Annotated in this window: 13 protein-coding genes; 7 read left to right on the top strand and 6 right to left on the bottom strand. The window is 43.5% G+C overall.

All coding sequences use genetic code 11. The features are described 5' to 3' along the window. Nucleotides 1–16: 16 nt before the first annotated feature. From KDU71_RS19410 to KDU71_RS19385, 6 genes are all read right to left on the bottom strand, one after another. On the bottom strand, nt 17–2,245 hold the full coding sequence (locus KDU71_RS19410) for a RelA/SpoT family protein (protein ID WP_212192774.1): 2,229 nt from the start codon (nt 2,243–2,245) through the stop codon (nt 17–19). 134 nt (nt 2,246–2,379) lie between these two features. Then, nucleotides 2,380–3,657 carry a M16 family metallopeptidase gene (locus KDU71_RS19405; RefSeq protein ID WP_212192773.1) on the bottom strand — a complete coding sequence of 426 codons (1,278 nt, stop codon included), beginning with the start codon at nt 3,655–3,657 and terminating at the stop codon, nt 2,380–2,382. Nucleotide 3,658: 1 nt separating this feature from the next. After that, on the bottom strand, nt 3,659–4,897 hold the full coding sequence (locus tag KDU71_RS19400) for a M16 family metallopeptidase (RefSeq protein ID WP_212192772.1): 1,239 nt from the start codon (nt 4,895–4,897) through the stop codon (nt 3,659–3,661). Beyond that, nucleotides 4,897–5,853, bottom strand: a complete 957-nt coding sequence (locus KDU71_RS19395; RefSeq protein ID WP_212192771.1) for an NAD(P)H-dependent flavin oxidoreductase — start codon at nt 5,851–5,853, stop codon at nt 4,897–4,899. The genes KDU71_RS19400 and KDU71_RS19395 overlap by 1 nt, the downstream gene beginning before the upstream one ends. 35 nt (nt 5,854–5,888) lie before the next feature. Then, complete coding sequence (locus tag KDU71_RS19390) at nt 5,889–7,064, bottom strand: THUMP domain-containing class I SAM-dependent RNA methyltransferase (protein ID WP_212192770.1); 1,176 nt, start codon at nt 7,062–7,064, stop codon at nt 5,889–5,891. A gap of 171 nt (nt 7,065–7,235) precedes the next feature. Further along, nucleotides 7,236–8,474, bottom strand: coding sequence for a threonine/serine exporter family protein (locus KDU71_RS19385; RefSeq protein ID WP_212192769.1), 1,239 nt, complete (start codon nt 8,472–8,474; stop codon nt 7,236–7,238). Between the two features lie 145 nt (nt 8,475–8,619). On the opposite strand from KDU71_RS19385, the gene KDU71_RS19380 reads away from it, so the two are divergent. From KDU71_RS19380 to KDU71_RS19350, 7 genes are all read left to right on the top strand, one after another. After that, nucleotides 8,620–9,297 (top strand): hypothetical protein, encoded by a 678-nt coding sequence (locus tag KDU71_RS19380; protein WP_212192768.1) that lies wholly within the window; start codon nt 8,620–8,622, stop codon nt 9,295–9,297. A gap of 71 nt (nt 9,298–9,368) precedes the next feature. After that, nucleotides 9,369–10,238: an SdiA-regulated domain-containing protein gene (locus tag KDU71_RS19375; protein WP_212192767.1), complete on the top strand. Its 870-nt coding sequence runs from the start codon at nt 9,369–9,371 to the stop codon at nt 10,236–10,238. Further along, nucleotides 10,238–13,948, top strand: coding sequence for a metallophosphoesterase (locus KDU71_RS19370; protein WP_212192766.1), 3,711 nt, complete (start codon nt 10,238–10,240; stop codon nt 13,946–13,948). The genes KDU71_RS19375 and KDU71_RS19370 overlap by 1 nt, the downstream gene beginning before the upstream one ends. 59 nt (nt 13,949–14,007) lie before the next feature. Then, nucleotides 14,008–14,649 carry a Crp/Fnr family transcriptional regulator gene (locus tag KDU71_RS19365; RefSeq protein ID WP_212192765.1) on the top strand — a complete coding sequence of 214 codons (642 nt, stop codon included), beginning with the start codon at nt 14,008–14,010 and terminating at the stop codon, nt 14,647–14,649. A gap of 282 nt (nt 14,650–14,931) precedes the next feature. Then, a complete protein-coding gene (locus tag KDU71_RS19360; RefSeq protein ID WP_212192764.1) occupies nt 14,932–16,935 on the top strand; it encodes an FAD-dependent oxidoreductase in 2,004 nt (667 codons plus the stop codon). A 437-nt stretch (nt 16,936–17,372) separates the two neighbouring features. Continuing rightward, complete coding sequence (locus KDU71_RS19355; protein ID WP_212192763.1) at nt 17,373–17,690, top strand: rhodanese-like domain-containing protein; 318 nt, start codon at nt 17,373–17,375, stop codon at nt 17,688–17,690. Nucleotides 17,691–18,019: 329 nt separating this feature from the next. Continuing rightward, entirely contained in the window at nt 18,020–18,724 is a 705-nt protein-coding gene (locus KDU71_RS19350; protein WP_212192762.1) for a DNA-binding domain-containing protein, read from the top strand. The last annotated feature ends 336 nt before the right edge of the window (nt 18,725–19,060 follow it).

The raw sequence follows: 19,060 nt of genomic DNA, 5'->3' as shown, positions 1-19,060 counted from the left end.
TACTTGTTTAGAATTATTATAAATCAGCTTTGATGCGGTCTTGCCGGTTAACATTATGTACACCTTTAATCTTCATGATATTAAGAATGAGGTTGTTTAAGTCCTCGGTGTTGTGAATGTATAAATAGATGTTGCCTTCAAATATGCCATCGTGACTTTCGATATTAATGGAGCGCATGTTCACATTCTGGTCTTCAGAAATCACTTTTGTTATTTTACTTACAATACCCATCTGGTCGATGCCCGACAGGTTAATAAGTGCCAGGTATGATAGTATTTTATGTGACTCCCATTGGGCCGAAACAATGCGATTTCCCTGACTTGACATCAGCTTGAGGGCTACCGGACATTTGCGGCTGTGTAATATAATCTGGTCGCTTTCATCCATGAAAGCCAGAATGTCGTCACCGGGAATGGGATTACAGCAGTCGGCTATGGTAAACTGATCCTGTTCGTCATTATCCGATAAAACAACCTGTGTTTTCTTTTTGCTTGGTTCGGGTTTTACCTCCTCCGGCTTACTGGTCGACATTCCAAAGTTTAGCTTCCAGTAACGAATCCATTTGTTGCGCGATTTGGTGCTTAGTATCTTATGCAGGTCATCCAGCTTGATGCTGCCTTTGCCAATTTTAAAATATAGCTCATCACGCTTGGAAATTTTATGGAAATCAAGAATCTTCTTCAGTATTCGTGAGTTGATGGTTAGCTTCTTCTTGTGAAGCTCTTGTTCCAGTATTCTTTCACCTTTAGCTATAATGGATTTTCGCTCTTCCTTAAAGGCATTCTTAATGCGGGTTTTAGCTTTGGCTGTTGTTACAAAACTCAACCATTCGTATTTGGGTTGTTGTTTTTCAGAGGTAATAATTTCAACCTGATCACCGCTTTTTAGCTGATGACTGAGTGGCACCAGTTTAAAGTTAACCTTGGCACCGATGCATTTATAGCCAATGTCGGTGTGGATATCAAATGCAAAATCGAGTGCTGTAGCTCCCTTGGGCATCACTTTTACATCGCCTTTGGGGGTGAAAATCATGATTTCGGAAGCAAACAGATTCAGTTTAAAATCATCCAAGAACTCCAGTGAATCGGCATCGGGATTATCCAGCAGCTCTTTAATCATCTCCAGCCATTTGTCCAGCTCCGATTCTTTCTCCTTCTGCCCTTTGTACTTCCAGTGTGCCGCAAACCCTCTTTCTGCAATTTCATCCATTCGGGTGGTACGGATCTGAATTTCCACCCATTTGCCATCAGGCCCCATTACTGTGCTGTGAAGCGCTTCGTAACCGTTGGCTTTAGGGGTTGACACCCAGTCGCGCAAACGGTCTGGTTTGGGCTTGTAGATGTCGGTTATCATTGAATAGATGGCCCAGCATTGCGTTTTTTCGGGCAAGTGGCTTTTGGGCTTAAATACCACCCTGATGGCCAGTACATCATATATTTCTTCAAACGGCAGATCTTTCTTCTGCATCTTGCTCCAAATGGAATAAACTGATTTATGTCGACCAACCACATCAAACTCATAGCCTTCTGCTTTCAGACGTTCTTCAATGGGTGCTTTGAAGTTATTGATGAATTCTACATGTTGTTCTTCGCTGTCTTTTACCTTTTGACTCAGGTTATTGAATACCTGTGGCAATTCATATTTCAGACTCAGATCCTCCAGTTCTGTTTTAATGGCATAGAGGCCGAGGCGGTGGGCAAGAGGTGCATAAAAGTAAAGTGTTTCACCGGCAATTTTTAAGCGCTTGTGCTCGGGCATTGAGTTAAGCGTGCGCATATTGTGCAGCCTGTCTGCCAGTTTGATAAGTATAACACGCACGTCTTCAACCATGGTCAGCAAAAGCTTACGGAAGTTTTCGGCCTGAATGGAAGAGGACTGATCAAAGACACCTTCCAACTTGGTAAGGCCAGCCACAATCGAGGCGATTTTCTCGCCAAAGATATTCTGCAGGTCTTCCACCGTGTAGTCGGTATCTTCTACCACATCGTGCAAAATCGCCGCAATAACGCCTTTGGTTCCTAAACCAATTTCTTCAGCTGCAATGCGGGCCACCTCAATCGGATGTAAAATGTATGGTTCACCTGATTTACGACGCATGCCCATATGAGCTTCATGAGCTAACTCAAATGCTTTGGTAACCAGTTTTTTGTTTTCTGGTGTCTGGCAGCGTGGACAGGCATCTATGAGCGCATTAAATTGCTCACGTATCATTTTATCTTCTTCTTCCCAATCAGCTTTCGTCATGCACGTACTCGTTAAAGCGAACTAAAATACTTATTTCCTTTGATTGTAACAAAGGTTTTAAACGAGTTGTTTAGCCTCATTAAGTTGAATTTGAATATTCTGTATATGTTGCTACGCCATAGTTTTGAGCATCTCTACTTGCCGGCAACAACCGTTATTAGAGCTTCTTCTTTGAAATATTTCTGTGCCAGCTGCTGCAATTCACCCGATGTGATGTGAATGAGTACATTAAAGAACTCATTAAAATAATCTGGTGTCAGGTTCAAATCAATCAATCCCCTGTAATTGTCAGATGTGGCAAACGGTCCGTCAAAGTTGCGAATCATGTCGCCAATAAGAAAATTCTTAACCAACTGAAGCTCCTCCTCACTAATGGGCTCGTCTCTCAGTTTTTGTAGTTCGTTATTGATTTCTTTTAGTGCCAGTTCCCTGTTCTCTGCCTTTACGTCGGAGCTGATAATCAGAAAGCCGGCATGCTTATAAGTCATTATAAATGATGAGATACCATAGGTGAGTCCTTTCTCTTCGCGAATATTCGTCATCAGGCGCGAGCCAAAGTAACCGCCAAGCACGGTATTTAATATTTGCATGCCATGAAAGTCGGAGTGCTGCTTATTAAAAAGAGGAACCCCCATTTTAATAGCAGATTGGAGTGCCCCTTCTTTAGGGACAAACCGGTCTTTCTCTGGAATAATATCTGTTGGAGGTAGTAAATCGGGCAGGGGCGATGTGCTATGCCATTCTTGTCCAAAGTGCTTGTTTAAAAGCTGCTTTAGCTGCGAACCAGGCTGACCCGACACAATGATATGTGTTCCTTTAGGTATGTATGCTTTTTTATGAAAGTCAATGACATCCTCACGTGTAATCTGTTCAAAATCATCCAGTGTCAGGTAATTGCCATATGGATGCTCTTTCCCATATAGGTTTTGAGTGAATGCCCTGGTAGCAAGGGTTTTTACCTTATCGCTTTCAATAAGATACTCTTGTTTGCGCTTGTTGAGTAGCGTATTAATCTCTTTTTGCTCAAAGGTTGGGTGCTTAATAATGTTTTCGAGCAGTTCAAGTGTTTGTGGTAAAAAATGTGAAAGTGTTACCAGCGTTACAATAGAATGATGAAACTGTGCCTGTTGACCAATGTAAGCGCCATAAAAATCAATCTTCTCCGAGATTTCAGCACCGGTGAGGTGTTGGGTTCCTTCAGAAAGACCTTTGCAGGTGATGGATGACAACAGGGGTTTATTGGCCTGTATAGAACCTGCCGGGAATAAAAAGTCGAGCTTGGCCACTTCCTGTGAGCCGGCCTGCATCAGGTGTACCTGAATACCATTATCCAGTTGAAAGGTTTCAATGGGGAGTAGCTCAAATGTATCGGTTGTTTTAAATTTCGGGGCAATGCGTCTGTCTATACTCATTTTATTGGCTTGAGCGATAATATAAAGTTGAACAGTTGGTGGGTTTAAAGGTGTTTTGTGCCGTATTCAGAATGGCTTCTTTGGTGACAGCCTGATACTTATTAACCTCGTCATTAATGTCTTCAGCTTTACCCAGCAGCTCGAAGGATGCCAGATTCATGGCCTTGTTCAGGAAGCTGATTTCAGAAAATACCAGAGATGATTCCACCTTATTCTTTACTTTTTGGAGCTCATAATCACCTATGGCCTGCGTACTTATTTTATCCAATTCAGCCTGGATAGCCTTTTCGGCTTGTTCCAAGGTAGTGTTGGGTAGTAGACGACCCATCACCGTGAATAGTCCCGGATCATGATCGCCCGATATGTAGGCATTTACTTCACTAAAAAGCTGCTGCTCTTTAACCAATGATTGCATCAGACGCGCCGATGGGCCGTTGGCCAGCACATCGGAGAGTAAATCAACTGTATAAAAGTCATCATCAGTTCGGCTGCCAATATGGTACACCTTCTGAATCATATTAGCTGGCACATTGCGCTCTACCTCCAGTTTGCGTGCTTCAGTTTGTGTGGGCTCTGCAGGTATATTGTTTTGGGCCAGTTCCCGGTATGGAATATCGCCAAACCATTTTTGTGCCAGAACAAATACTTTATCCGGGTCTACATTCCCACTAACACACAAAACAGCATTATTGGGTGCGTAATGACTAAAGAAGAATTGTCGCACATCATCGAGCGTTGCATTTTCAATGTGTGCTATTTCCTTACCAATGGTAGGCCACTGATAGGGGTGTACTTTATAGGCCAGGGGACTTAGTAGCAGTGGAATGTCACCATATGGTTGATTGAGGTAACGCTGCTTAAACTCCTCAATAACTACCTTTCGCTGCACTTCAAGGCTCTGCTCCGAAAAGTCCAGTTCCAGCATACGATCCGATTCAAGCCAGAATCCTGTTTCCAGGTTAGCTGCCGGCAAGGTCAGGTAGTAGTTGGTGATGTCGCAGTTGGTCCAGGCATTGTTATCACCTCCCACCATCTGCAATGGAGCATCATACGAAGGTATGTTTTTACTACCTCCAAACATCAGGTGTTCAAATAAGTGAGCAAAGCCGGTTTTGTCAGGTTGCTCATTCTTTGATCCCACATTGTACAATACGTTAACAGCAGCCAGCGGCGTACTTTTGTCAACATGTACAACTACTCTTAATCCGTTGCTAAGCGTATGCTTCTGTATGTTTATCATTAAAAATTAAATCGAGGGTTTGTGGCCGCTTCTTCTTTTACCTGGCGGTATTCTGATAATAGTTCTTCAAACACTACACTAACAGGTTTAATGTCATTAATTAACGAGGCAACCTGTCCGATTTCCAGCTCTCCTTCTACTAAATCACCTTCAAAGATGCCTTTTTTAGCGCGCCCTTTTCCCAATAGTTTTTGGAGGTCTAATGTAGAAGCCCCGGCTTTTTCTGCTTCATGTACCTGTTCGAAAAATGCATTCTTCATTAATCGCACAGGTGCCAGCTTTTTAAGCGATAGTAAGGTGCCACCTTCTCCCGTTTCAACCACCAGTTGTTTAAATGCTTTGTGAGCCGATGATTCTTCAGTGATGGCAAAACGTGAACCAATCTGCACACCATCGGCGCCTAGTGCCATGGCAGCAAATATGCCTTTGCCGGTACCTATTCCACCAGCTGCAATCAGTGGCAGAGTGGTTTGCTGACGGATAGACGGAATCAAGGTTAATGTGGTGGTTTCTTCACGGCCGTTGTGTCCACCCGCCTCAAAGCCTTCAGCTACAATGGCATCTACACCGGCTTCTTCACATTTTTTAGCGAAGCGGCCATTGGCTATAACATGCACAACAGTAATGCCTTTTTCTTTGAGGAAACCTGTCCATTTGGCCGGATTACCAGCCGAAGTAAACACAATTTTGACCCCTTCCTCAACGATGATTTGCATCAGTTCATCAATGCTGGGATACAATAATGGCACATTCACACCCCATGGCTTGTCGGTGGCTTTCTTCATTTTTTGAATGTGCTCACGCAGCACCTCAGGGTACATGGAGCCGGCGCCGAGTAAACCCAAGCCGCCATTGTTACTAACAGCTGAAGCAAGTCGCCAGCCACTGCACCAAACCATTCCACCCTGAATAATTGGGTACTGTATATTAAAAAGCTCTGTAATTCTGTTTTGCATAGTTATTTATTGAAATCATTATCTGACTTCCATTATTAACTATCAATTCGTCTTTTGGTTCGGTTGATTTTCTTTTTAAACTCTTTCATTTCACCCTCGAACATATCGTAGGCCACAAACTTACACTCAAGCGGGCCGTTGAATAAAGTGTACTTAGAGTCTGGGCGAAGTCCGACATGCTTAAGCGCTTCTGTGTTGGAAGTAATGATCCATGCCTGCCAGTCGGTATAGTTTTTTTTCAGGTGCGAACCAATCTTTTTGTAGAACTCATTGATGTTATCCTTCGTCAGGCGCTCGCCATACGGTGGATTGGTAATCATCATACCACGTGGAGCAGGTGGCATGTGGTCTTCCATATTTGAACGTACAATACGAATCTGACGGTTCAGGCGGAAATCCAGTGAAGCCGTTTTGGCCATATCTACCGCTTGTGGATTATTATCGCCACCTACAATATTTACTTTCGGATAGCGGATCTTATTCTCTGCCTCGGTATGAATCTTTTCCCACAAGGCCTTGTCGTAATCAGCCCAGCTCATAAAACCAAAGTGCTTGCGCTTAAATCCGGGAGCCATGTCGCAAGCCATCATTGCGGCTTCCATCAGGATGGTGCCGGTTCCGCACATTGGGTCAATCAGTGGAATGTCTTTGTGCCATTTGGCAATTTTCAGCATACCTGCTGCCAATACTTCATTAAGCGGTGCTTTATGATGGGGGTTGCGGTAGCCTCTGCGGTGTAATGATTCAACCGAACTGTCCAGCGATACGGTAAACTGATCGTGCGATACATGTACATTTATCTGAAGATCTGGCTTTTCGATGTTAACCGAAGGACGCTGGCCATTTTTATCTCTGAATTGGTCTGCAATTGCATCTTTGGTTTTTAATGCCAGATACTTGGTGTGCTTAAAAAAATCAGAGAAAGCTACTGCATCGATGGCAAATGTATTTTTCTCGGTGATGTGCGCCGACCAGTCATATTTGTAGATGTTCTGATACAGTTCGTCCTCAGTTTTTGCCTTGAATTTCAGAACTGGCACTAATACACGTAAAGCGGTTCGCAAATGAAGGTTGGCTTTATACAGCACTTCTTTGTCGCCTGTGCAGGTTACGGCCCTTTTGATGGGCGTTACATCATTGGCTCCTATTTCCCTTAACTCATCAGCCAATACTTCCTCTAAACCATGAAAGGTTTTTACTAATAATTTCATGCGAACGCTTTTTTCAGTAAATCTTAAAATCTGCTATTCATTAATTAGCAGATTGTTGTAACTAACAGCTTGTTTCTTCCCTTGTTGTATAAAAAAGAGGGCGCAAAGGTACGAAACTTAATACGAACAATTGATTTTAAACTTCTTTATCAGGAGTTATTTTTACAATTCTTAACGTTTAAACAGCTGGTCTGTCTGATTCAGGTTTTTGCCCAGTCGCCTGTCCATAAAGGTGCCTGAGAAAATTAATCCGCCTATAATACCCATAAAGATGTACAGAACCTGTTCGCCCATGTTGCTGTTACTTACCTGTGCGTCTAAGAATAAGGTGCTCAGACCAATGAATGCTTTACTTCCCGGCACCAGCATAATGATACCGGGGATAAGGTAAACCAGTCGCGGAACCTTGGTGAGATGAGTGAACAGTTTGCTAATGGCTACCGCTACTATTGTACCGAAAAAAATACTCACCAGAATGCCTGTGAAACCAAGTAACAGGGTGGTGTAAAAGCAGACAAAACCCGTTACCATACCCAGCGGTATGTCTTTTGGGCGTACCTTAAAAACAGGCATCAGGCTTAACGATAGGATCAGAATAGCTGCGAAATCAACCCATTGCGGAATGTCATCAATCACAACATGCGGTTTAATCTCTATAAAAAGCGGCAACAGTGCCAAACCTAACACCACACCAAAAAACTGCTTAAATAAGGAAACCAGGGCATCAAAAAGCTTGGCGGTACCCGATACCAGACTACGCGAGGTAATTTCCTCAAGTGCCGTGGTGAGCGATAGCCCGGGTATAAACACAATGATGGAGGCGAGTATGGTCATGGAGATATTTAATTCGGGCAGAACTGTTGACAGTAAGCCAGTAGTGATGGTGGCACCAAAGGCAACCATTGACTCCAGTGTGCTGCGCAAATAGCTCGAATGACGGGCCATGAGCGTGATGCCATAGACCAATGCGCCAATAAAGGTGGCTACAATAACAGACAGCCAGTTGGTGTTGAGTAAAACACAGAAGGAGCCGGCCGAGAACATGAAAGAAAGTAGCTCAACTAACTTATTGTAGCTATTGGGCTTATTCTGAAGTTCTATAATTTGCTCTTTGGCTTCAGCAAAGTTGAGCTCATTGGTAATCACATTGTTGGTAATCTCAACCACCTGAGATAAAGCCCCCAGATTTAACTCTCCCGGGGGGACGCATTCCACATGGTTGTAGGTGTGTTCATCTTCCTCATAAAATACATAGTTAATCCATGTTGGTGTATCCATAAAGCTACCTTTAATATCTTTCTTTTCAGATATCTCGGTGAGGTATATCTGTGATTTATAGGATGGAACACCATAAATGTGCAAAGCCTTGCCAAGCTGCACGATGAACTTATATTGTTGTGGAATTTGCATTGAATGAGTGTGTTATGCTAATGATTAGATGTTGCAAAAGTAGATAAGTTTGCTGATATATGTCGCCAAAAAACAGAATATTTGGTATTAATAGCATTTTATATATATTTGCATCTAGATATATAGATATATAAAATTTAATAATATGAGTTTAGAGGCTAATTTAGCACATGAGGCACAAGAGTTATTAGTCAATGAACAGCTTATTGAGCCAATCTCTTCAAGGGATGATGAAAATAGTGTTGTTGCTAAAAAGAAAAAAAAGAAGAAGCTGTATGATACCAAACAGGAGCCACGTAAAGCGCTGAGTACCTTCTTCCGGAATCATTTTAAAATGCTGGTGAACCGCATGACAATGGCCGACCGTAAGGCCATGATTATGGTGCGCATCAATACCACAATTATTTCCTTACTCATTGTGTTTAATCAAAAAATGGACGTGTATGTCGATAACGGGAATGCTATTGTTATTGTTTTATTGATTGGCAGTGGAATGTCACTGGTATTATCTCTGCTAACAGCCAGTCCTATTGGGGCATATGTCCATCGCTTATTCAAGTATCATCGCGAAATGAAGGAGAAATACCCTGACTTTAAGCACAACAGTTTTATGATGATGAGACGCGTAGATCTTGATGAGTATGAGAAATCGATGGATGCCGTGGTGCGCAATCAGGATTTACAGGTGGGTAACCAGGTACGCGCCAGTTTTATGCTTAACCATTACACCTTATGCAAGTACCAGTTGTTGCAGTGGTCTTATAATCTATTTCTGATTGCATTCTTTATTAGTATCGGGATTTTGATATACGGACAATTGTAATCAATTAAAAAGAGGTATGTACCGATAATCCTTTAAAATTGGTAAATTGAGCTTCTAAAAATCCTTCACGTGTGAGATGTATAAGCTTCAAATTATTATCAATAGTTCTATTACTTGCTTCCTGCACTAGTACCGGTAGTCAGGTTTGGAAAGTAAAAGATGGGGTGAGTACTACTTATAACTTTCCATTGGCAGATACATTTCTCGAACTTGATAATTCCTTGCAAGAGGTTTCAGGTTTGGAATATGATGTGAAAAGCCAGCGCTTGTTGGCTATCAACGATGAAAAAGGAATTATTTATGAGATAGACAGGCAAAGCGGAAAGGCAGATGAGCTCTATGAGTTCCATAAAAGTGGTGATTACGAAGGCCTCGCACGAGCTGGTAAATTTATTTTCGTCTTAAAAAGCAATGGTAAGTTATACCGTTACAATACTGATAAGGATAAAACAAAGGTGTATGATACGGGCCTGTCAGCAATTAATGATGCCGAAGGATTGTATTATGAGCAGAGCTTCAATAGCCTGTTAATTGCCTGTAAAGGCTTGCCATTAAGTGAAAATAGGCATGAAAAAGCCATTTATCGCTTTCGATTAGATACCAAACAGTTGGATGCCGATCCTGTGCTCTTGATTAATGTGGAACAACTAAAGCAGAATGCAGAAAATGAGCTTAATGCTGAGCAGCTGTGGCGCTTAAACCGTTTTGCTCCTTCAGGTGTTGCTATTCATCCTGAGAGTGGGCAAATATTCCTTTTGTCGGCGCGTGGCAGCATGCTAATGGTGTTTGATGCAAAGCATTCACTTGATTACGTTGTTTTTCTGGATATGCAAAAGTTACCCCAGCCCGAGGGGATCGCTTTTGATGAAGAATTGAATCTTTACATCGCTTCCGAAGGAAAAGCAGGGAGAGGTAAACTCATGAAATTTACGCCTAATTGATGATGAGAAGATACGTATCATACCTGCTCATAATACCATTTCTGCTCGCTGGATGCTCAAGCGTAAAAGCCCCCTATTATAGTGCAGAGGCCAGTAACTGGCAGTCACAAAACCAGATGCAGTCAAATGATGCTGTGCGTACCATATTCTTGGTTGGTGATGCCGGTCAGTTGGATGACGAAGTGAATGGTACCAACTATGTGTTGTCGGCTGTTAAGCAACACTTAATGCGAACTGGCTCACCAAGTGACCTGGTGTTTCTTGGCGATAATATCTATCCGCTGGGCATGCCATCAAAAGACCATGAATGCCGGGCTTTGAGTGAACTAATACTTGAGTCGCAGCTGTTACTGGCCAATCAAGTAAGTGGCACCACCTATTTTATTCCTGGTAACCACGATTGGAAGAAAGGAAAAAAGGGAGGATTGAAACGCATAAAGCGACAGGAGAAATTTGTGGAGGCCTATGAACCAACAACTGATTCGAAAGTGAAATTTTATCCGGGAGGCGGCTGTGGCGAACCAAAAGTGGTTAAGGTAAGCAAGGATTTGGTGTATGTGTTTGTCGATTCGCAATGGTGGCTGCATAATTGGGAAGAGGAGAAAAAGATGAACAAGGGTTGTGACATTCACACAAGGGGTGATTTCCTGGTGCGAATGGAAGAAATCTTCATGAGCTATAAAAACGATGAGGTGATTGTGTTTATGCATCACCCTATTGAGAGTAATGGTAAGCATGGCGGGTACTTTTCTTTCCAGCATCACTTGTTTCCATTACTTGAACTGAATCATCAGCTATGGGTGCCATTGCCAGGTATTGGCTCTGTTTATCCAATTTACAGGCAAACCACCGGTTCGGTGCAGGATCTCAGCCATCACCTGTACCAGGATTTTGTGGAAGGAATAGTTCGGGCAGCCAAATTGTGGGATGTGAATGTGACCTTTGTTTCGGGCCATGAGCACAACCTGCAGTATTTCGATGATGATGAAATTAAACAAGTCATAAGCGGGTCGGGCAGTAAAGTGACCTATGCCGCGGCTGGTGGTGAAGCCGATTATGCCAGTGAAGCACGTGGTTACGCAAAAATAGATTTCTATAGCAATTCCGAAGCCTGGATTGAGTTTTACACAGTCAATGGCTTTAATGTCGAACCAGTGTTGGAATATCGCCGGCAAATACGCGCACCTAAAGCCGGGAGTAGAAAAACGGACAAGCAGTATGCCCCATTAAGCGGAACCGACACAATTGTAGCTGCCAACAAGATTTTTGAAGGGAGTAAAACAATGAAGTTTTTCCTGGGAGAGCAATACCGCAGCATGTGGGCTACTGATGTGAAAGTACAGCTCATTGATCTGGAAACGAAGCATGGGGGATTAGCACCCATCAAAAAAGGAGGGGGCATGTCATCGAACTCCCTGCGTTTGGAAAAAGCTGATGAGCAGCAATATATTTTACGCTCAATCAATAAGGATTATACCAGGCTGGTGGATGAGAAGTTTGCTAACCTAAAGGCATTAAATATTATGAAGGATCAAAATTCGGCCAGTCATCCATATGGTGCGCTAATGATCCCTTCCTTATCCTCAGCGGCTGGAGTTTATTCAACCCAGCCTGAGTTGGTTTATATGAAGCACCAGCGTGGTTTGGGTAATTATAATGCCTTTTTTCCAGAGGAAGTATATTTATTGGAGCAACGTCCGTCAGGTGATTGGAGCAATGCCGATTATTTTGGCAATTCAAAGGATATCATTGGCTACACCGACTTACTAGAAAATCTGCGCGAAAAGAAAACGCATTTTGTCGATCAGGAGTGGGTGCTTAAGTCACGCCTGTTCGATTTGTTTATTCATGACTGGGACAGGCACGACGACCAGTGGCGCTGGGCAAGTTTTGAAGAGGATGAGCGCACCATCTATCGGCCCATTCCACGTGATCGTGATCAGGCCTTTTATAAGTTTGAAGGGGTAATTCCAGTATACGTCTCCACTTTTTTAATGAAGAAGTTTAAAACCATGAAAGGCGATGTGCGGGATGTGAGGCACCTCGCATTTAACGCCAGGTATTTCGACCGCTATTTTTTGAATGAGCTGGAATGGACGCAATGGGAGCAGATTACCAGGGAATTGCAGGCTAATATGACAGATGAGGTAATTGACTCGGCATTATTGGGCTTGCCGCCCGAAGTAAGGGAGCAAAACAAAGAAGTGCTTGCCCTGTTAAAAGAGCGTCGGGAGCATTTGCTTACAATTAGCCGCAAACTATACGACTACATTAGTACTGAGGTGGAGGTGACCGCAACCGATGATGATGACCGCTTTGAAATAACACGCTTTGACGATGGTCAGCTAAACGTGAAATACTATGTGAAGCGAAAATCAAAAGGCGATTTGTTAAAGTATTCGCGCACGTTTCATCCTGATGAAACCCGCGAGGTGCGCTTATATGGACTTAGGGGCGATGATGAGTTTATGATTACAGGTGCATCAAACAACGCCATTAAAGTGCGAATCGTTGGTGGTGAAGATGAGGATACAGTTATCAATCAATCTGCCGCTAAAGGAGTTTATGCCTACGATAACATTGAAGGCATTGAGCTGATTGGTTCTAATATCAAGGATAGAACCTCGAACCATGTTGATATTAATGATTACGACCGTTACGGATTTAAATACAATACCAATCTGCCTTTTCTGAGGGGTGGCTATACACTGGACGATGGTGTCTGGCTTGGCTTAACACACAACTGGACCCGATATGGCTGGCGCCGTGAGCCCTATAAATCAAAGCAGAAGGTAGCAGCTTTGGTGGCACCGGGTAGTCAGGATGCTTTCATCATAATGTATGAAGGGCATTTCCTCAATCTATTACCCAATGTTGATTTTCATCCTTCTTTATATATCGACTATCCGAGTATAGAAAACTTTTTTGGTTATGGTAATGAGTCGGTCAACCACGATTTGGCTAAACAATATAACTGGGTGCGCAAACGGGCTTATAAGATTGAGCCACTCATCAGCTTAAGTAGTCGTAATTCATTCATCAGCTTTAAATTTGGCCCCACATTTGAATCGGTCCGATTGGAAGATACCAATGGCCGTGTCGCCCAGGACCCGGAGCTGGGATTTACCGATGAAGAACTGGACAGGCATAGTTTTGTTGGTGCTAAAATGGTGTACAGTATCAATTATGTCGATCGCGAATCAAAACCAACCAACGGCATTCGGTTCAATGCATCGTTGAGTTACCAGGATGATGTTACCAATGCCAATACTTTGTGGACGTTCGGAACCAATATGCAAACCTACTTAACCATTGCTAATCATCCCCAGGTAGTGTTAGCCAATAATGTAGGCTATGAGCTAATCAGCGGCGAGGCACAGTTTTATCAGTATCCCAACCTGGGAAACCGCACCAACCTGCGAGGCTTCCGCAATAATCGATTTCGGGGCAATAAGGCCTTGTACGAAAACCTGGATTTGAGAATACAGCTATTTAATTGGGATAACCGATACCTGCCGATGGACATTGGTATATTGGGAGGTTTTGATATTGGGCGCGTGTGGCTCAATGGCGAGCATTCCAACGATTGGCATCATAGTCATACCACTGGTTTATGGATGGATGTACTTGAGCAGATTATATTACAGCCCTATTACTCCTACTCCAAAGAAGGGCACTACTTTAGTTTTAACATGGCATATAATTTTTAAGCGCTAAATTGGCCGGTCCGCGTTTATCCATTATTTTCACCATGTATTAAAGTCCTGATATGAATATTAAAGATACGATACTATCAAAGTTCCCCATTTTGATGGAACCTGCGCTGCTGGATGAGATGGCACGTTACTGCACAACCAAAACACTGGAAGCCGGTAATAATTTTATTGAAATTGGTGACGATGTGGTGGCCATGCCCCTTTTAACCAAAGGCGTTATTAAGGTAGTGCGCGAGGATAGCGATGGTAATGAGCTGCTACTATATTATCTGAACGGCGGAGATACTTGTGCTTCAACACTATCGTGCTGTATGGAGCGGGCTAAAAGTGAGGTGCGCGCCACCGTTATTGAAACTGTGACGGCCATTATGGTGCCCATCAATTGTATGGAAGACTGGATGAAGAAATATGCCGGCTGGCGCAGCTTCATCATGCAGTCGTACCGCATGCGCTTTGAAGAGCTCCTGCACACCATCGACAGCATTGCCTTTAAAAAGATGGATGAGCGCCTGATTGAGTACCTGATACAGCTATCGGAAGAGCGCAATACGCTTGTCTTATTGGGTACACACCAGGAAATTGCCGACGATTTGCACACCTCCCGCGAAGTGATTTCACGACTGTTGAAGCAGCTTGAGAAATTGGGTAAAATAAGTTTGTCGAGGAATAAGATTGAGATAGTTGATTTGAGTTAATATGTTTCGGGTTTTAAGTTAAATCCTAAAATATTATTATGGATTGCATCTTTACTTAAAGCATTCAAATTAAGATGCAATCCTTTGGAATCTCAATACAAAGGAAGCAAATATAAATAACCCTCAACCCTCAACTCAAAACCCATAACTACACCATATTTCTTAAAAATCCTAAATTTCCTCCCTTATGTGACAATAGGCACAAAGCATCTTTTTTGATGACATTAGTTTTGCCACCGTTAAAATCAGAGCAAACAAAAAATAATATAAATAGTCATCAAAATGGAAAAGATTGTAATTATCGGAGGGGTCGCTGCCGGCGCTACGGCAGCCGCAAAAGCAAGAAGGTTATCGCCAGATGCACAAATCACTATGCTTGAGGCCGGACCCGATGTGTCATTTGCCAACTGTGGATTGCCTTATTATATCGCCGGCGATATTGACAGCCGTTCTAAATTGATCTTACAAAGTCCTGAGAGCTTTAAGGAACAATACAATGTGGATGTTCACATTCATACATTGGTTACATCTATTGATAAAGAAGCACACTTGGTTCATACGCTGGATACACGCGACGGAACCAAAAAGCAATACGACTATACAAAACTGATTCTGGCCCAGGGAGGCCGTCCTATTCAACCGGATCTGCCGGGGGCTGACAACGACCATGTGTTCAGCCTGTGGACCCTGGCCGACATGGATAAGATTGATAATCACCTGAAGCAGGAAGACCCTAAGACAGCCGTTGTTGTAGGTGGTGGGTTTATTGGCCTGGAGATGGTGGAAGCCCTCGTTAAGCGTGGTTTAAAAGTACATGTGGTGGAGAAAATGCCACACGTGATGTCGCTGATGGATGCCGAAACAGCTGGTTTTATCACACGTGAGCTAAAGGAATATGGAGTTGGTGTGCATACCGAAACAGGGGTCGTGAAAATCAACCCTGATTCGGTAGAACTGGATAACGGACAAACGCTGGAGGCCGACATGGTGCTGCTATCCATTGGTGTGCGTCCAACCTTACAGCTGGCCATTGATGCCGGTCTGAAGATAGGTGAAGCAGGAGGTTTGCTGGTAGATGAGTACCTGCAAACATCCGATGCTGATATTTATGCCGGTGGCGACATGGTGGAGATTGAACACCGTGTGAGCGGTAAAAAAGTACGTATCCCGCTGGCCGGACCGGCTAACCGTCAGGGACGTATCGCTGCTGAAAATGCCCTGGGTGGCCAACATGCCTATAAAGGTTCTATCGGTACATCGGTAGTGCGTGTGTTCGAAGCGGTGGCAGGTATCACCGGTATGTCGCTTAAACAGGCCAAAGCAGCCGGTATTGATGCCGATGCGGTAGTAGTACATAAAGAGCACCATACATCATACTATCCTGGAGCTGAGACCGTGAGTGTGATGGTGATTTATGACCGTCAGACAGGTGTAGTGCTGGGTGGACAAACAGCCGGATACAAAGGGGCTGATAAGCGTTTGGATGTGTTGGCAACAGCGGCAGCAGCCAAAATCAAGGTGAGTGAGATTGCCGATATGGATTTTGCTTATTCACCGCCTATTGGAACGGCTAACGATGCCATGAATATGGCTGCTTATGCTGCCGAAAACAAATTGTCTGGTTATAGCCCAAGCCTGTTAGTGTCTGAGTTGGATGCATTTATTGAGAAAGAAGAGCGCTTGGTAGTGCTGGATGTGCGTGATGTCTTCGCTTTCCGCAAGAGTAATCTACAAGGAGCACATCATCTGCCATTGGAAATGCTTTCACAGAACCTGCAGGCCATTCCAAAAGATGTAACCATTCTGGTTTACGATGAGATTGGCAAAAAAGGCCATCAGGCCTTGCGTACCCTGAAAGGTGCCGGATTTGACAACGTGTATAACATTTCGGGGGGACACATATCATTGCAGCGCCATGCTATTGCAGTTGGCTTCGAAAACTTCAATGTGACCTTGTTGCCACTCGAAAAGAAAAGCATTAACAGCAAAGACGAAGCAGTAGAGGTAGAAAGCAACCAGAACGTGAGTCGCGATGAGATGGAGCGCCTGGTAGTGGATGTGCGTACACCAGGTGAGTTTATGACAGGCGCCTTCCCCAATGCAGTCAATATTCCATTGGACGATATCATGTCGGGCAAAGGTGAACTGGGTAGCACTGACCGCGAGATTATCGTATACTGTGCTTCAGGAGCCCGCTCGGCTTATGCTATGCAGGTATTGCAGCAACGTGGTTATACCAACGTAAAAAACGGTGGTGGTATCGCAGCCATGATGTCACATGCTTAAACTATTGGTACAGGATTAGTAATGGATAATTCCCCCCTTGGGGAGAAACCCGAAGGGAGAGGGGGATAGGTAATCTGAATCCTTTAACCAAAAACCAAAACTGGCCACCAGTGTTTATTCAATGCTGGTGTCTCAGTTATGAAGTTTGGGCGGTTAATGGAGTGCATTATGCCAATTTATTATAAAGTGTGAGTGCATAATGTGAATAGTTGAATCTGCGCTGGGGTTCGTTTAATCGCTATATATTCCATGGATTGCCCCCATGGTTCTTATAGTTTAATCCCCTCGGGATTAAAAAATGTCTGAAGGACATTAACAATAATAACCTCGTGCGTAGCGCGGGGACTTTAGATAGAGGAATAAACAACCCCGGAGAGGGTTGAATGTAAAAGCTGGTTTATCAAATATCGATTAACAATAAAATTACCGATAAGAACATGGGTCTATTTGATTTTTTATTTGGAAAAAGAAAACAGGAAGTGCTGGAAGCCATTGAGCGAGGAGCACGTATTATTGATGTGCGCACGCCTCAGGAGTTTAAATATGGCTATATCGATGGCTCGGTGAATATTCCACTGGAGCGCTTGAATGATTCAGCCATTAAAAAGTTAAAGAAGCTCAATGCACCCTTGGTGGTGTGTTGTGCCTCGGGTATGCGTAGTGCTTCGGCCAAAGGCATGTTAATCCAAAATGGAATTGCAGAGGTGTATAACGCCGGTGGCTGGCATAAGCTCGATCGCTGGTTAAATAGCTAGGAGACTGGAGATAAGTACTGCCTCTTACTGCGGTTCTCTCTCCGAGGGGCAAGTATTAGCGCAAGCCATCTTCCCCTTGGGGAAGTGCCGAAGGCGATGGGGGTATCAAGAGATTATCCTATTTATCACTTTCCGGGGCGTATAGAAATCCTTTTCGCTCTTTGTGTCCTCATAGAGGCAAAGCAAGTTTATGGCTTAAGGAAATTTAGATAATGGGTTGGGTTTGAAAGGTGGTGGTCTGTTGGGCTATCACCTTTTTTGTGTTGGTAGCACATATATTTACATAAGAAATGCTTAGTTTTAGGAGATAACCATTATACCTGAACACTATGCCTTTAAAGTATGGCCTTAGGCCCAACACACTATCTACTAAGGGAGGTAACTACATAGCTGTGGTCGGCGGAAACGAAACCTATACCACCGAGCGTATTGTTGAAATGATGATTCAAAAAGGATCAACAGTTACCAAGGCCGAAGCACTGGCTGTTATTGAAGAGTACCACTCGGCTGTTGAGCAACTGGTGAGTGAAGGAGCCATTGTGCATACCGATTTGTTTACCGTCTCATCGGGTATAGCAGGTAATTTTGATAATATCACGGATAGTTTTGATTCGCAAAAGCATCAGGTTAAATTGCACTTTAAAGCAGGCGAACGCCTTATAAAAGCCCGGCAGCGCATTCGTCTAAAGAAAAAGATATTGAATCATCGTGCACCTTTTCTGAAGCAGTTCACCGATTTGTCAACCAATGCAACCGATGCATCATTTACACCCGGTCAGCCGGCAAGGATTAAGGGTACTTTGCTCAAATTCGATGCCCAGGATCCTGCACAGGGCATCTACCTGATAGCTGAGGATCGCAGCGAAACAAAAGTGGAGATTCTGATACTTAATAAACCTTCGGAACTGATGTTTATTATGCCTGATGAGTTGAGAAAGGGCAACTATAAGCTAGAGGTGAGAGCCATAGTGCACCGTGCTAAAACCATCAGGACTGGTAGCTTACAAAGACCATTAGTGGCTAAGGAGATGTAGCACGACCCACCTAGGTCCAGGTGCTTGACCCAAGTGGGTCATACTGTTTGACCTAAGTGGGTAATAGTGCTTGACCTAACTGGGTCGCGATATCTGACCCAATTGGGTCACGAGCTATGTAGTAGCAATGATACTCTTCTCTTCATTAGGGAATGGTGGTGCCCGTAGTTTAGCATCGCAGAGTGGTAATGCATTGAGCGAGACAGTTCTTGCTGTTGCAATTGTTTTTACTTAGTAACTCTATTAACCTGAGTTCGACGTAAAATTTTGAACTCAGAACGCTTACAAATAGTGAGTTTCAAGTGTATATTGACGAAAGAATAGCGGGCTATTTTG

It is taken from the genome of Carboxylicivirga sediminis, assembly GCF_018156225.1.
Taxonomy (GTDB): Bacteria; Bacteroidota; Bacteroidia; order Bacteroidales; family Marinilabiliaceae; genus Carboxylicivirga; species Carboxylicivirga sediminis.
Note: the sequence above shows the minus strand (reverse complement) of the source record. Positions and strands in the feature narration are given on the sequence as shown.